The 14593-nt window shown below is 62.6% G+C and carries 15 protein-coding genes; 9 read left to right on the forward strand and 6 right to left on the reverse strand.

Annotated elements, in window-relative coordinates:
• Window positions 1–489 (reverse strand): TRAP transporter small permease subunit (locus tag AC2FME_RS13955; protein WP_496800744.1); only part of this gene is annotated, 489 nt, incomplete at its 3' end.
• 57 nt (window positions 490–546) lie between these two features.
• Window positions 547–1563 carry a C4-dicarboxylate TRAP transporter substrate-binding protein gene (locus AC2FME_RS13960; protein WP_496687122.1) on the reverse strand — a complete coding sequence of 339 codons (1017 nt, stop codon included), beginning with the start codon at window positions 1561–1563 and terminating at the stop codon, window positions 547–549.
• A gap of 429 nt (window positions 1564–1992) precedes the next feature.
• Between AC2FME_RS13960 and acs the strand changes: the two genes are divergently transcribed.
• From acs to AC2FME_RS14005, 9 genes are all read left to right on the forward strand, one after another.
• Complete coding sequence (gene acs / locus AC2FME_RS13965; protein WP_496687121.1) at window positions 1993–3957, forward strand: acetate--CoA ligase; 1965 nt, start codon at window positions 1993–1995, stop codon at window positions 3955–3957.
• Between the two features lie 7 nt (window positions 3958–3964).
• Window positions 3965–4648, forward strand: a complete 684-nt coding sequence (locus tag AC2FME_RS13970) for an adenylate kinase (protein WP_496679711.1) — start codon at window positions 3965–3967, stop codon at window positions 4646–4648.
• Window positions 4649–4818: 170 nt separating this feature from the next.
• Window positions 4819–5103, forward strand: coding sequence for a DUF4212 domain-containing protein (locus AC2FME_RS13975; RefSeq protein ID WP_496679710.1), 285 nt, complete (start codon window positions 4819–4821; stop codon window positions 5101–5103).
• A gap of 15 nt (window positions 5104–5118) precedes the next feature.
• Complete coding sequence (locus AC2FME_RS13980) at window positions 5119–6903, forward strand: sodium:solute symporter family protein (RefSeq protein WP_496679709.1); 1785 nt, start codon at window positions 5119–5121, stop codon at window positions 6901–6903.
• Window positions 6904–7011: 108 nt separating this feature from the next.
• Window positions 7012–8835 (forward strand): DUF294 nucleotidyltransferase-like domain-containing protein, encoded by a 1824-nt coding sequence (locus AC2FME_RS13985; protein ID WP_496800745.1) that lies wholly within the window; start codon window positions 7012–7014, stop codon window positions 8833–8835.
• Window positions 8836–8865: 30 nt separating this feature from the next.
• Window positions 8866–9384 carry a hypothetical protein gene (locus AC2FME_RS13990; RefSeq protein WP_496800746.1) on the forward strand — a complete coding sequence of 173 codons (519 nt, stop codon included), beginning with the start codon at window positions 8866–8868 and terminating at the stop codon, window positions 9382–9384.
• Window positions 9385–9386: 2 nt separating this feature from the next.
• Window positions 9387–10799, forward strand: a complete 1413-nt coding sequence (locus tag AC2FME_RS13995; protein ID WP_496679704.1) for a 3'-5' exonuclease — start codon at window positions 9387–9389, stop codon at window positions 10797–10799.
• Window positions 10800–10885: 86 nt separating this feature from the next.
• The gene (locus tag AC2FME_RS14000; RefSeq protein ID WP_496795908.1) at window positions 10886–11386 is read left to right on the forward strand and encodes a flavin reductase family protein; all 501 of its coding nucleotides are present in this window, start codon (window positions 10886–10888) and stop codon (window positions 11384–11386) included.
• 41 nt (window positions 11387–11427) lie between these two features.
• Complete coding sequence (locus AC2FME_RS14005) at window positions 11428–12123, forward strand: sulfotransferase family 2 domain-containing protein (RefSeq protein ID WP_496800747.1); 696 nt, start codon at window positions 11428–11430, stop codon at window positions 12121–12123.
• Window positions 12124–12160: 37 nt separating this feature from the next.
• On the opposite strand, the gene AC2FME_RS14010 is transcribed toward AC2FME_RS14005, so the two are convergent.
• From AC2FME_RS14010 to AC2FME_RS14025, 4 genes are read right to left on the reverse strand one after another with little or no spacing between them, the layout of a single operon-like run.
• Window positions 12161–12640 (reverse strand): DUF6505 family protein, encoded by a 480-nt coding sequence (locus tag AC2FME_RS14010; protein WP_170437244.1) that lies wholly within the window; start codon window positions 12638–12640, stop codon window positions 12161–12163.
• Window positions 12637–13335: a biotin/lipoate--protein ligase family protein gene (locus tag AC2FME_RS14015; protein ID WP_496800748.1), complete on the reverse strand. Its 699-nt coding sequence runs from the start codon at window positions 13333–13335 to the stop codon at window positions 12637–12639. Before AC2FME_RS14015 ends, AC2FME_RS14010 begins: the two co-directional genes overlap by 4 nt.
• Entirely contained in the window at window positions 13332–14393 is a 1062-nt protein-coding gene (locus AC2FME_RS14020; RefSeq protein ID WP_496800749.1) for an Mrp/NBP35 family ATP-binding protein, read from the reverse strand. Before AC2FME_RS14020 ends, AC2FME_RS14015 begins: the two co-directional genes overlap by 4 nt.
• Window positions 14390–14587: a DUF6494 family protein gene (locus AC2FME_RS14025; protein ID WP_496800750.1), complete on the reverse strand. Its 198-nt coding sequence runs from the start codon at window positions 14585–14587 to the stop codon at window positions 14390–14392. Before AC2FME_RS14025 ends, AC2FME_RS14020 begins: the two co-directional genes overlap by 4 nt.
• Window positions 14588–14593: the final 6 nt, after the last annotated feature.

A 14593-nucleotide genomic window follows, 5' to 3' on the forward strand; every position in this document is an offset into this window, starting at 1 on the left:
GAGGACGGAAAACGCAACGGGCGCCAACAGCTTGGCGGGCCAGATCGGGATACCGATGTCGATTGAACTGTCGCGGCTCCACATCGGGACGCCGAAATCGAAGGACCGGTCGAAATGCGCCCAACTGCCCCAGACCAGCGCCACCATAAGGACAAGGATCAGAACAACCGAGACGAGTTCGAACAGCCACAGTGCACGACCGTGCAGGCGCGCAATGACGATGTCCATTCGGATATGCCCGCCCTCTCGCTGCACATACGAGATCCCAAGGAAGGCAATCAGCGGCATGGCCTGCTCGATCCAGTCGACATAGCCCGGCAAGGGGGCATTGACCGCGTTTCGGCCGCTGACGGAAATCACGGCCAGTACCATCAATCCGAACACGGCAACCCCACTGAGCAAGGCCAGAAAACGTTCGAGTTTCAGCAAATGCCGGTCAAGACGACTAAGCAAACTGCCGTCTTCCAGCACGGTGGCCTGTCCTGCCATCCGGTCGTCCCCTATCTGGAAAAAAACCGGGGGCCGATGCGCCCCCGGTCAGTGGTGTCAGTTGCCGCCGCGCTGCTGCTTGAGCGTGGATTGCACCAGGTCATACAGCTCTTGCGCCGGAAGGCCCTGGGCCGACATGTCGGCGATCCACTGTTCGCGGATCGGGTCGGCCGCCTTGGCCCGGAACTCGGCCAGAACCGCGTCGTCGATCATCACCTTCTGCACGCCCTTTTCTTCCAGAACGCTGTCCCATTTCTTGAGCAACTCGCCATAGTTCGCGAGATAATGCGCAATGGCTTCGTCGATCGAGCTGTCCAGAGCCTCGCGATGTTCCGACGGCAGCGCCTCGTAGGCGTCGATATTCACCACGACCGGGCAATTCACCGTGCCCGGGTTCAGGTTCGCGGTCCACCAGTCCGCCTCGTTGATGGTGCCGAAGGACAGATGCGCATGCTGGGCGAAGGCCACGGTATCGACGACGCCGGACTGCATCGCGTTGTAGGCTTCGGTAGCGGGCACCGACGTGGGCACCGCGCCTACCGACTCGAACGCGTTGCCGATGCCACCGGTCGCGCGCACGCGCATGCCTTCAAACTCAGACAGCTCATCCCGTGGCTCACCCTTGCCGACCAGATTGTACTGCGGCATCGGCGAGGTCATTAGGATGCGTGCATTCCACTGTGCCATCTCGTCCTTGACCGCAGGGTGGTCATAGACCGCATGGCTGACCGCGACCTCTTCGTCCAGCGTGTTCACACCCAGGAACGGCAGTTCCAGCACCGTGATCGCGCGGTTCTTGTCGCGGTGATAACCCGCGCAGAACTGGGCCATCTCGAAGGCGCCGATCTCGATCCCGTCCAAGTTTTCCCTGGGTTTGGACAGGCCACCATAGCTGACGTTGATGGTAAAGGCGCCATCGGTCTTCTCGCTGACCAGTTCGGCCAGCTTTTCCACATGTTCGGTGAAAGCACGGCGCTTGCCCCAGACCGACGCGTTCCATTCCGTCGCGGCCGCTTCGGTCACGAAAGACACGGCCAAGGCGGCGATCGCCGCGCCGCTCAACATCTTGTTCATCATAATCTCTCCCTTTGGCACACCCCCTCCCGGGGCGCTTGGGGTCAAGCTAGCGCCAACATGTGAATGTGCCAAGCCCCCGTTCCGACCAGCGCTCCAACAGTCGGGCAATGGACACGCCGTGCGGGAATTGCACCGGGGCAGGCTTCCCCATGACGGGAAGAAACTGCACGATGACATCGTTTACAAAATCACGGAGAAAATTTCGTTGTTTTACAGATACCCAGATCTTGGGAACATAGACAATTTTTACAATTCGCAACTGTATCGAGAAATTTGTTTACAAACAAATCCAAGGATTACGGCAATTTATTTCTTTCTTTTCGTGATGCCGTATTATCCATCGCGGGGAAGAAGCGGATCGACGATGCCCAAGGAAGGGGCAAACTTGATCCATCGAAGTATCCAGTCAGAGGGAGGAGCCTCAGTATGACCAGCGCTGCCCAGGCAGAAACCAAGGTTTATCCGCCATCCGCCGAAACCGTAGCCCGCGCCCATGTGGACGCCGAAAAATACGCCCGGATGTATGAGGAGTCGGTCAGCGACCCCGAGGCATTCTGGGGCGAGCACGGCAAGCGGATCGATTGGATCAAGCCCTATTCCAAGGTCAAGGACGTCAACTACGATTTCGGCTCGGTCAAGATCAACTGGTTCGCTGACGGCACGCTGAACGTCTCGGCCAACTGCCTGGACCGACACCTCAAGACCCGGGGCGATCAGACCGCGATCATCTGGGAACCGGACGATCCGAATGACGAAGCCCAGCACATCACCTATGCCGAGCTGCACCGCCGCACCTGCCGGATGGCCAACATTCTGGAGTCGATGGGCGTGCGCAAGGGCGACCGGGTGGTGATCTATCTGCCGATGATCCCCGAGGCCGCCTATGCCATGCTGGCCTGCGCCCGCATCGGCGCGATCCACTCGATCGTGTTTGCCGGCTTCTCGCCCGACGCGCTGGCGGCCCGGGTCAATGGCTGTGACGCCAAGGTCATCATCACCGCCGACGAGGCGCCGCGCGGTGGCCGCAAGACCCCGCTGAAGTCGAATGCCGACGCTGCCCTGCTGCACTGCAAGGACACGGTGAAGTGCCTGGTGGTCAAGCGCACCGGTGGCCAGACCACCTGGATCGAGGGGCGCGACTTTGACTACAACGAAATGGCGCTGGAGGCCGACGATTACTGTGCCCCGGCCGAGATGAACGCCGAAGATCCCCTGTTCATCCTCTACACCTCGGGCTCGACCGGCCAGCCCAAAGGCGTGGTGCATACCACCGGCGGCTATCTGGTCTATGCCTCGATGACGCATGAGATCACCTTCGATTGCCATGACGGCGACATCTATTGGTGTACGGCGGACGTGGGCTGGGTCACCGGGCACAGCTATATCGTCTATGGCCCGCTGGCCAATGGCGCGACCACGCTGATGTTCGAAGGCGTGCCGACCTATCCCGACGCCTCGCGGTTCTGGCAGGTCTGCGAAAAGCACAAGGTCAACCAGTTCTACACCGCCCCCACCGCGATCCGCGCGCTAATGGGTCAGGGCAACGAGTTCGTCGAGAAATGCGACCTGTCCAGCCTGCGCATCTTGGGAACCGTGGGCGAGCCGATCAACCCCGAGGCCTGGACCTGGTACCACGAGGTCGTCGGCAAGGGGAAATGCCCGATCGTGGACACCTGGTGGCAGACCGAGACCGGCGGCCACATGATGACCCCCCTGCCCGGCGCGCATGCGACCAAACCCGGGTCGGCGATGAAACCTTTCTTTGGTGTTCAGCCCGTCGTGCTGGACCCGCAGTCTGGCGTCGAGATCACCGGCAACGGGGTCGAAGGCGTGCTGTGCATCAAGGACAGCTGGCCGGGCCAGATGCGTACCGTCTGGGGCGATCATGAGCGGTTCGAGAAGACCTATTTCTCGGACTACAAGGGCTATTACTTTACCGGTGACGGCTGCCGCCGCGACGAGGACGGGGATTACTGGATCACCGGCCGCGTCGATGACGTGATCAACGTCTCGGGCCACCGCATGGGCACCGCCGAGGTCGAAAGCGCGCTGGTGGCGCACCCGGCCGTGGCCGAAGCCGCCGTGGTGGGCTATCCACACGACATCAAGGGACAGGGCATCTATTGCTACGTCACCCTGATGAACGATCGCGAGCCCACGGAGGAGCTGCGCAAGGAGTTGCGCCAGTGGGTCCGCACGGAGATCGGCCCGATCGCCAGCCCCGACGTAATCCAGTGGGCCCCGGGCCTGCCCAAGACGCGCTCGGGCAAGATCATGCGCCGCATCCTGCGCAAGATCGCCGAAAACGACTTTGGTTCGCTAGGCGACACCTCGACCCTGGCCGATCCTTCGGTGGTCGAAGATCTGATCGAAAACCGGGCCAACAAGTGAGGGCATGATGCAGGCTGATACGATCACCAAGCCCGCCGTCCTGATCCTTCTCGGCCCTCCGGGCGCCGGGAAGGGCACGCAGGCCCGCATGCTCGAAGATAAATTCGGTCTGGTGCAACTCAGCACCGGCGACCTGCTGCGCGCCGCCGTGGCCGCCGGAACCGAGGCTGGCAAGGCCGCCAAGGCGGTGATGGAGGCCGGTGGCCTGGTCAGCGACGACATCGTCATCGCGATCCTGCGCGACCGTCTGGCCGAACCCGACTGCGCGCGCGGTGTCATCCTTGACGGCTTTCCGCGCACCACGGTTCAGGCCGAGTCGCTGGACAAGCTGCTGTCGGAAAACGGCCAGAAGGTGAACGCGGCCATCAGCCTCGAGGTCGAGGACGCCGAGATGGTGACCCGTATCGCCGGCCGCTATACCTGCGCCAATTGCGGCGAGGGCTATCACGACCAGTTCAAGCAGCCAAAGGTCGAAGGCGTCTGCGACAAGTGCGGCGGCACCGCCTTCAGCCGGCGTGCCGACGACAACGCGGAAACCGTTGCCTCGCGGCTGGCGGCCTATCACGAACAGACCGCGCCCCTGATCGACTATTACCAGCGTCAGGGCGTATTGAAGCGGCTGAATGCCATGGGTCAGATCGAAGAGATCGCCCGCGGCCTTGAAGGCATCGTGGGGGAGGCGATGCGCTAAAGGGGAAAGGCAAGCCCCCGAATTACGTTTCTTCACTGGAACCGCCTTGGCGGACCAGAGGAGCTTTGCCTGACGCCGCCCCCGGCGGTCAGGCCCAATCGAAGGGTGGCCCGGCGTTTCGGAGGACAAGGGCAATGGACCACCCAGGAGGAAGCAAGGAGGAAACCGCAATGGCGGATCATTCAACAAACTCCGCGCAGACTGCCGAAGCCGGCAAGGGCTATTGGCAGGCAAACCTGCGTCTCATCTACATCAGCCTCATCATCTGGGCGCTGGTGTCGTTCGGGTTCGGCATTCTGCTGCGCCCCCTGCTGGCAGGTATCGCCGTCGGCGGCACCGATCTGGGCTTCTGGTTCGCGCAGCAAGGCTCGATCCTGGTCTTTCTGGCGCTGATCTTCTTCTACGCCTGGCGCATGAACAAGCTGGATGCCGAATTCGGCGTCGACGAAGAATAAGGGAGCGAGGGGACAATGGATCAGTTTACCATCAACCTGCTGTTTGTGGGCGCGTCGTTCGCGCTCTACATCGGCATCGCGATCTGGGCCCGCGCAGGGTCCACATCGGAATTCTACGCCGCCGGTCGCGGCGTTCACCCGGTCACCAACGGCATGGCCACGGCGGCCGACTGGATGTCGGCGGCCTCGTTCATCTCGATGGCGGGTCTGATTGCCTTTACTGGCTATGACAACAGCTCATTCCTGATGGGCTGGACCGGCGGCTATGTGCTGCTGGCGCTTCTGCTTGCGCCCTATCTGCGCAAGTTTGGCAAGTTCACCGTGTCCGAGTTCATCGGCGATCGCTTCTACAGCCAGACCGCGCGCGTCGTGGCGGTGATCTGTCTGATCGTGGCCTCGGTCACCTACGTGATCGGCCAGATGACCGGCGTGGGCGTGGCCTTTGGCCGGTTCCTTGAGGTGTCGAACACCACCGGTCTGCTGATCGGCGCGGGCGTCGTGTTCGCCTACGCGGTGTTCGGCGGCATGAAGGGCGTGACTTATACTCAGGTCGCTCAGTACTGCGTGCTGATCACCGCCTACACGATCCCGGCGATCTTCATCTCGCTGCAGCTGACAGGTAACCCGATCCCGGCCCTGGGCCTGTTCGGCGACACCGCCGGCGGTGAGCCGCTGCTGACCAAGCTGGACGCCATCGTGGCCGAGCTAGGCTTTGCCGAATACACCGCCCATCACGCGAACACGTTGAACATGGTTCTATTTACCCTGTCGCTGATGATCGGCACCGCCGGCCTGCCCCACGTCATCATGCGCTTCTTCACCGTTCCCAAAGTGTCGGACGCCCGCTGGTCGGCGGGTTGGGCGCTGGTGTTCATCGCGCTGCTGTACCTGACCGCCCCCGCGGTTGGCGCCATGGCCCGTCTGAACATCACCGACATGATGTGGCCGAACGGTGGCATCGAAGGCGGCGCTGTATCGCTGGAGCAGATCGACAACGATGCCCGGTATGACTGGATGGCGACCTGGCAGAAAACCGGCCTGCTGGACTGGGAAGACAAGAACGGCGACGGCAAGATCCAGTACTACAACGATCAGAACGCCGACATGCAGGCGCTTGCCGAGGAAAAAGGCTGGGTCGGCAACGAGTTGACCAACTTCAACCGCGACATCCTGGTTCTGGCCAACCCCGAAATCGCCAACTTGCCGGGTTGGGTGATCGGTCTGGTCGCGGCCGGTGGTCTTGCGGCTGCGCTTTCGACCGCTGCGGGCCTGCTGCTGGCAATCTCGTCGGCGGTGTCGCACGACCTGATCAAGGGCTCGATCAACCCGAGCATCTCGGAAAAGGGCGAGCTTCTGGCGGCGCGGATCGCAATGGCCGTGGCCATCGTGGTTGCCACCTATCTGGGCCTCAACCCTCCGGGCTTTGCGGCGCAAACCGTGGCGCTGGCCTTCGGTCTGGCGGCGGCCTCGATCTTCCCGGCGCTGATGATGGGGATCTTCTCGACCCGCATCAACAACACCGGCGCGGTCGCGGGCATGCTGGCTGGTCTGACCGTCACCCTGGTCTACATCTTCCTGCACAAGGGCTGGCTGTTCATTCCGGGCACCAACTCGTTCACCGATGCAGACCCGCTGCTGGGTCCGATCAAATCGACCTCGTTCGGTGCGATCGGCGCCATGGTCAACTTCGGCGTCGCCTATGTGGTGGCCGGCATGACCAAGGAAACCCCGCAGGAGATCAAGGATCTGGTCGAAAGCGTACGCATTCCCCGTGGTGCGGGCGCGGCTCAGGATCACTGAGCCGGATGCGGTTCGCGATGATGCATCACGGGCCGTTTCCCTCGACCAACTTTTCCCGCCCGGCTAAACCCCGGGCGGGGCTTTTCATTCCAGCGGACGGGCGAACCCATGGCGCTTTCACCTGATCAGATTACCCGGTTCCTGAAATCCGTGCACCCCTATGACGCGCTGCCGGTCGAGGAACTGGCCGACATCGCGGCCCGGATCGAAGCGCGCGAAATCCCAAAGGGCACCGTCATCTATCACCGCAGCGCGCAGTTGCCCGGCCTGTTCATCATCTACGAAGGCCAGGTCGAGATCACCGACGAAAACGGCGCGGTCGTATCCCATCTGGGCCTGCGCAACTCGTTTGGCGAGCGTGGGCTGATGCGCGACGGACGCGCGGTGACCATGGCAACGGCTGACGCGCCCTCGGTTCTGCTGATTATCCCCACCGACCTGTTTTCAGAGCTGCTCAAGCGCCACGTCGTCGTCGCCAAATTCTTCAACCGGGCCCGCCCCTTGCGGCCCGAACAGCAATCGCTGGCCACCACACGGGTGGAAACCCTGATGGCGCGCAAGCCGGCCACCTGCACCCCGGACACGACCGTTCAGGAAGCCGCGCGCCTGATGCGTGACCGGGGCATTTCGTCGGTCTGCATCACCCAGCGCGGTGCGCTGCGCGGCATTGCCACGGTTCGGGACCTGTCGGGCAAGGTCGTGGCGGGCGCCCTGCCCCCGACGACCCCGGTGTCACAGATCATGACCCCGGACCCGCTGACCCTGTCGCCCGGCGCTATCGGCTCGGACGTTCTGCACGCGATGCTGGAATGCGGTATCGGCCATATCCCCATCACCGAAGGCGGGCGCCTGGTCGGGATCGTTACCCAGACCGACCTGACCCGGTTCCAGGCCGTCAGCTCGGCCGAGCTGGTCAGCCGCATCGCGCAGGCCAGGTCGGCGACCGAGATGGCCGCGGTCACGGCCGAGATCCCGAACCTGCTGGTGCAACTGGTGGCGGCGGGCAACCGGCACGAGATCGTTACCCGCCTGATCACCGACATCGCCGACGCCGCGACGCGCCGGTTGCTGGCGCTGGCCGAGCAGAAACTCGGCCCGGCGCCCGTCCCCTATCTGTGGCTGGCTTGTGGCTCGCAGGGTCGACAGGAACAGACGGGCGTATCCGATCAGGACAATTGCCTTATGTTAGATGACAGCGTCACCGATGCCGACCTGCCCTATTTCGAGGCGCTTGCGAAGTTCGTGTCCGACGGGCTGGATACCTGTGGGTATTTTTATTGCCCCGGTGACATGATGGCGACCAATCCGCGCTGGCGGCAGCCGGTCCGGGTCTGGCGCGAATATTTCAAAGGCTGGATCGCCAAGCCCAATCCCGAGGCGCAAATGCTGGCCTCGGTAATGTTCGACCTGCGCCCCATCGGTGGCCGGTTCGAGCTGTTTTCCGACCTGCAGGCCGAAACCCTGCGCGCGGCCCGGGCGAACTCGATCTTCGTGGCGCACATGATCTCAAATTCTCTGAAGCACACGCCGCCACTGGGCCTGCTGCGCGGGATCGCCACGATCCGCTCGGGCGAGCACCGCAACACGCTGGACCTCAAGCACAACGGCGTGGTGCCGGTGGTCGATCTGGGCCGCGTCTACAGCCTGCAGGGTGAATTGACCGAGGTAAACACCCGCGCGCGCCTCAAGGCAGCCGAGGCCGCAGGGGTGCTCAGCCCGTCGGGCGCGCGGGACCTGCTGGATGCCTACGACCTGATCGCGGAAACCCGGTTGAACCATCAGGTCAAACAGATCAGGAATGGCGACAAGCCCGACAACTATCTTGCGCCGTCGGAACTGTCGGACTTTGAGCGAAGTCATCTTCGGGACGCGTTTGTCGTGGTAAAAACGATGCAATCCGCGGTCGGGCACGGCAAGGGGATGCTGGGGTAAAGACCCCGGCAGGAAGAACGGAGGAGGAAGATGTTTCTTGAGCTGATCGGCACGATCTTTGCGGGCTTTGCCATCGCGGGCCTCGTGATGGGGCTGAACCGACTGACCGGTGGCCGTCTGCCGAAATGGTCGGCTCCGGTTGCGGCCGGTTTGGGCATGATCGCGGTCACGATCGTCAGCGAGTATTCCTGGTACGACCGCACCCGTGACGCCCTGCCCGAGGGCCTGACCGTCGTGCAAGAGGTCGAAAGCCGCGCGCTCTATCGCCCCTGGACCTATGCCGTTCCGTATGTCGACAGGTTTGCCGCCGTGGATACGGCAACGCTGAGGACCAATCCCAAGGTGCCCGAACAACGGCTGGTCGAGATGTATTTCTTTGGCCGCTGGGCCCCGATATCCAACATGCCTATTGCCGTTGACTGCGCCAACCACAGACGGGCCAGCTTGGCGGACGGCGCCGCGTTTGACGCCGACGGTCGGTTGATCGGCGCCGACTGGCTTCCGGTCGGAGCGGATGATCCCGTCGTGTCTGCCACCTGCGGAGCCTGACCATGCTGACCCGCCTGAGCCTGCGCCTGAGAATTTTTCTGTTCTTCTGCTTGCTTGCCGCGGGAGGCATCGCCATCACCCTGATCGCGCTTTGGCTTGGCCTGCGCCGGGCCGACCCCGCGGACATGACCAGCGCCTTCGTGTTCAGCGGCCTGATGATCTCGTTTGGCTTGCTGGGGCTGGTCGCTGGTGTCTGGCTGCTGTTCGACGACAACGTGGCCAAACCGATCGAACGCCTGTCGGCGCAGTTGCGCGCACGTGCACATGCGGGGGTGGATACCGATCTCGACCTGCAGGCGGCGCGCTATCTGGGTGATCTGGCCCCCGCCGCCGCCAGCCTGGCCGAACGACTGGCCAGCACCGCCCTGTCCACCGCCGAGGCCGTGGCTGCCGAAACCGCTCATCTCGCCTCGGAAAAAGAGCACTTGACCGCGCTCCTGTCCGAGATCCCGGTCGCAATGCTTCTGGCGGGGCCAAACCACCAAATCGTTCTGTACGACGCGCAGGCCGCCGAGGTTCTGGCGCAGATCGCCCATCCCCGTCTGAACGCCTCGCTGTTCGACTATCTCGAACGCAAACCTCTGCTGGACGCTTATGAGAAGCTGGCGAAAACCGGCATGGATGTCTATTGCACCCTCGCCAGCGTGGACGGACGGCAGACCTACACGGCACGCATGAAGCCGTTGGGCGATGCGCCAGGCTATATGCTGATCTTCGAAGACAGCGTCGCCCGCATCCCGCCCGAGGCCGCGCGCCCTCTGGTCTATGATTTCGACCTTCTGGACACCCCCGGCGACGAAGCTTTTGAGAACCGCCCCCTGTCGCAACTGTGCTTTGTGGTCTTCGACACCGAAACCACCGGTTTGCTGCCGCACAAGGACGAGATCGTGCAGATCGGCGCCGTCCGTGTCGTCAAGGGGCGCATCGTCGAGGGCGAGCAGTTCGACACGCTGGTCAATCCGGGCGTTCCGATTCCACCCGCTTCGACCAAGGTCCACAAGGTCAGCGACCGCATGGTGCAGGATGCACCAGATATCGTGACCGCCGGCCGCAAGTTCCACCATTTTGCCCGCGACGCGGTGGTCGTGGCCCATAACGCCCCCTTCGACATGGCCTTTCTGAGGCGCCACGCGAAGCGGATGCAGGTCGAGTGGGATCACCCCATTCTTGACACTGTTCTGCTGTCGGCGGTCCTGTTCGGAGCCAGCGAAACCCATACGCTCGACGCTTTGTGCGAAAGACTGGGCGTGGAAATCCCCGAGACGCTCCGTCACACGGCTTTGGGGGATGCGGTTGCGACGGCTGAAGCGTTGGTGCGCATGCTGCCTATGCTGGCCGCGCGCGGAATGCAGACCTTCGGCGACGTGATTGCAGAAACCCGCAAGCACGGTCGGTTGCTGGAAGACCTGAACTGACTCAGCCTATTGATCGCGATACAGCTTTTCGTGGACAATTCCGCTTCGGCATGGCACCCCGGGGCCGAGCACTGGACGCGCATGAAATGACAGCAAAGACATTCAAACCCGGCCCCGAGAACTCCCTGGCCTTTCGCGAGGCGCTGGGCTGTTTCGGCACGGGCGTCACCGTCGTCACAACCGCAACTCCTAGCGGTCCGGCGGCGATAACCGTCAACTCCTTTGCTTCGGTCTCTCTGGATCCGCCTTTGGTGCTGTGGTGTTTGGGCAATGAATCGAACCGGTTCGAAGCCTTCCATGACGCGCAGCACTATGCGATCCATGTGATGGCGCAGGATCAACAGGAGCTTGCCTTGCGATTTGCCCGCGATGGCCGGGATTTCTCGCATACCGAATGGCATGCGGACGATCGCGGTCGTCCCCTGCTGGACACCTGCCTTGCCCGGTTCGACTGTTCGCTGTTCGCCCGTCATCCGGCCGGCGACCACGCGATCCTCGTCGGCCTGGTCGAAAACGTCATGGTCCGGCCTGGCAAAGGACTGATATTCAAGCGCGGCCAGTTCGGAGGATTCGACGATCTGATGTGATCCGCGTCCCGAGCAACCTGAAGAAACTTCGGAAATAGCTTATGATCAGCACCAAAAAACAGTTCATCTTCGTACACATCCCGAAAACGGCGGGAAGCTCCGTCAGCTATTGCTTGCGTCATTCGCTTGATCGGGCCTCGATGTACCATCGGTGGGCGAACAGTGTGAGCAAACGCGTAATCGGTCGGCGGGTCTTTGATCCGGACAGCTTCCAGCCCCTTGCAAACCACGCAACCGCCCAAGAGTATCTTGAGCATTTCGGCGATCACTACTGGCAAATGAAGAGCTTCGCCTTCGTCCGCAATCCCTATGACCTGCTTGTTTCGCTGTTTTCATATATGCAGCAGACCAGCATTCACCCGAGACATAAAGAAGTGCAGGGCATGACCTTTCGCGACTACATTCTGGACACGTTCAATCCCGATCGGCCCGTACGATTTCAAACCCAGTTCTTGATGGACAAAAAAAAACGGCAACTGGTGAGCCGGATTGGACGATTCGAGACGATCAGCGAAAGCTTTGACGAGATCGCCGGATTTATCGGGGTGAAGACCCGGCTGCCGCATGTGAACAAATCGAAACGTGGACACTATATGGATTACTATGAACCCGAAACCATCGAGCGCGTTGCGCATGTGTTTCGCCACGAGTTCGAATTGCTCGGCTACAGCACTGACCCAACGTGCACCGAGTTCGGGCCAATCAAGCTTGAGCGTCACCCCAAGCTTGTGGATTGAGCCGCCACCCGGCATGATTGACAGGCCCGAACTCTGTTCATTCGTCCAATGACCCGTGCACGGCAAAGGCCTCCAACTCGGCCTCTTGCGGCGTGATGACCCGAAAAGCCTCGTGAACACCGGACTCGGTCAGGCTGCGGGCAACGGTCAGCAGGGTGTTGGGTGCATGATCGTCACACATCTCGGACATATGGGCCAACTCGGCACGGGCCACGTCCAGCGCCGCCTCGACCGACGGCGCGCCGTAAAGGCGCACGAAATGCTCGGCCAGGTTGGTGGCCAGCCGCTCCATCTCGGCCGGTTCGATCTGCGTCACCGCCACGAAGGTCACGCGCCCGAAGGTTTCAAGCCCCAGCCACCCATTGGCAAATGCCTGACGCGCCTTGCCGGCCAGGTCGGCCTCGCCCCAGTTCGAAAATTCGAACCCGCCCGAGATGCACCACTCGCCCGTTCGGGCGGGCGAGTGAAAGACGTTCAGGTCGCTTTCGTCGAAATGAATGGCGCGGGCCAGGTTCAATGGGCGTCCTCCAACAGATGGGTCAACGGAACAAGCTGCGTGTCCGCCCCGTTCCGCAACAGCATGCCGAACCGCTCATCGGCCCCGAGAAACACGCCGCGATCACCATAAGGCTCTCCGACGCCCTGCAGCAAGCCCATCCATTCCCCGTGCAACGGCGCGTTGCCATCCTCGGACCAGCGGTTCAGCCAGGTCAGCATGTGACGCGACCAGCTTTCGACCAGCTGCACCGGGGACACTTCCGCGCAGCCTTCATCATACAGGGCCGTCACATCGGGCGACTTGCCGGGCTCGTCCCCGGTTTGCAGCAAAGCCAGTTCCCAGCCGACGACCAGCCAGTCGGGCACGGTTTCCGGATCGGATGTCGACGCGGCCACACGAAATCGGCCGCAGCGGGCCCCGTTGACGAAAATCGGACCATCCCAGCCCAGATGCACCGCCACCTCGGGCGGAGCCAGCGCGCCCAGCGCGTTCTGAAACCCGACGGCGCACAGCGGCAGCATGGCCATGGCGTCCTGCAATGGCACCTCTGGCGCAAACACGATGGCCGCGCGCACGCGATCCGCCTGGATGTTGTAGACGACGCTGCCCGCATCGCAGCCCAGCGCCGCCATGGCCTGCGCATGGTCGAACGGATCTTCCCCACCCTGCACCGGGTGCCCGGACAGCAACGGCGGAAAGACCGGCTGCGTCATGCCTTGCCCTTAGCGATCAGATCGCGGGCGATCTTGCGGAAGGCCTCGGCCTGCGGGCTATCGGGTTTGCTGACCACGATCGGTGCCCCGCCATCAGCGGCCACGCGGATATCCAGATGCAGCGGAATTTCCCCCAGCAACGGCACCCCCAGTTCGGCGGCTTCTGCGGCGACACCCCCATGGCCGAACACGTGTTCCTCGTGCCCGCAGTGCGAGCAGATATGCGTGGACATGTTCTCGATCATGCCGACGATCGGCGTTTTCAGCTGGCGGAACATGTCGATGCCTTTGCGCGCGTCGATCAGGGCCACGTCTTGCGGGGTCGAGACGACGATGGCGCCGTCTACCTTGAACTTCTGGCTCAGCGTCAGCTGCACGTCACCGGTGCCGGGCGGCAGGTCGACGATCAGCACGTCCAACGCGCCCCACTGCACCTGGCTCATCATCTGCTGCAACGCGCCCATAAGCATCGGACCGCGCCAGACCACCGCCTGACCTTCGTTGGTCATCAACCCCATCGACATCATGGTGACGCCGTGATTGCGCAGCGGCAGGATGGTCTTGCCATCGGGGCTGGCCGGCCGTCCCGACACGCCCAGCATGCGCGGCTGCGAAGGGCCGTACACATCGGCATCCAGCAGACCAACCCGCCGCCCTTCGGCCGCCAGCGCACAGGCCAGGTTGGCCGAGACGGTCGACTTTCCGACCCCGCCCTTGCCCGAGGCCACGGCGATGATCCGGTCAACCCCCGGCACCGCCTGCGGCCCTGTCTGCGAGGGTTTGGGCTTGGGTTTCAAATCCGGCGGCGCCTTGTCGGAGTGCGCAGTCAGCAGGGCTGAGACCTTGGTCACCCCGTCGACCATTTGCGCCGCCTTTTCGGCGGTGGCGCGCACCGGTTCCATCTTCTCGGCATTCCTCGGGTCGATTTCCAGTACGAAGCGCACGGTATCGCCCTCAACATTCAGCGCGCGAACAACACCCGCGCTTACGATGTCCTGCCCCGACACCGGGTCTGTGATCTTTTTCAGGTTCGCCAGAACCGCGTCGCGGATGCTCATGCGTCGCCGTCCTTGATCTGGCCGGTCACCACGTGTTCGACATCCAGACCGTCGATCGTCAGGACCATCTTGGCCTCAAAGCTTTTGCCCGCCGGATCGCCCGCTTTGCGCAGCGCGTCTTCGATGGCCTGCTGGCTGGTCACGCCAACCTGTTTGAGGAATTTGCGCATCGACATGTTGTAATCGCTGCTCATCGCCGT

It is taken from the genome of Ruegeria sp. BHSC026, assembly GCF_059613065.1.

Coding starts and splice junctions, on each gene's coding strand:
- AC2FME_RS13960 (WP_496687122.1), bottom strand. CDS start 1,563: ATGAACAAGATGTTGAGCGGCGCGGCGATCGCCGCCTTGGCCGTGTCT.
- acs (WP_496687121.1), top strand. CDS start 1,993: ATGACCAGCGCTGCCCAGGCAGAAACCAAGGTTTATCCGCCATCCGCC.
- AC2FME_RS13970 (WP_496679711.1), top strand. CDS start 3,965: ATGCAGGCTGATACGATCACCAAGCCCGCCGTCCTGATCCTTCTCGGC.
- AC2FME_RS13975 (WP_496679710.1), top strand. CDS start 4,819: ATGGCGGATCATTCAACAAACTCCGCGCAGACTGCCGAAGCCGGCAAG.
- AC2FME_RS13980 (WP_496679709.1), top strand. CDS start 5,119: ATGGATCAGTTTACCATCAACCTGCTGTTTGTGGGCGCGTCGTTCGCG.
- AC2FME_RS13985 (WP_496800745.1), top strand. CDS start 7,012: ATGGCGCTTTCACCTGATCAGATTACCCGGTTCCTGAAATCCGTGCAC.
- AC2FME_RS13990 (WP_496800746.1), top strand. CDS start 8,866: ATGTTTCTTGAGCTGATCGGCACGATCTTTGCGGGCTTTGCCATCGCG.
- AC2FME_RS13995 (WP_496679704.1), top strand. CDS start 9,387: ATGCTGACCCGCCTGAGCCTGCGCCTGAGAATTTTTCTGTTCTTCTGC.
- AC2FME_RS14000 (WP_496795908.1), top strand. CDS start 10,886: ATGACAGCAAAGACATTCAAACCCGGCCCCGAGAACTCCCTGGCCTTT.
- AC2FME_RS14005 (WP_496800747.1), top strand. CDS start 11,428: ATGATCAGCACCAAAAAACAGTTCATCTTCGTACACATCCCGAAAACG.
- AC2FME_RS14015 (WP_496800748.1), bottom strand. CDS start 13,335: ATGACGCAGCCGGTCTTTCCGCCGTTGCTGTCCGGGCACCCGGTGCAG.
- AC2FME_RS14020 (WP_496800749.1), bottom strand. CDS start 14,393: ATGAGCATCCGCGACGCGGTTCTGGCGAACCTGAAAAAGATCACAGAC.
- AC2FME_RS14025 (WP_496800750.1), bottom strand. CDS start 14,587: ATGAGCAGCGATTACAACATGTCGATGCGCAAATTCCTCAAACAGGTT.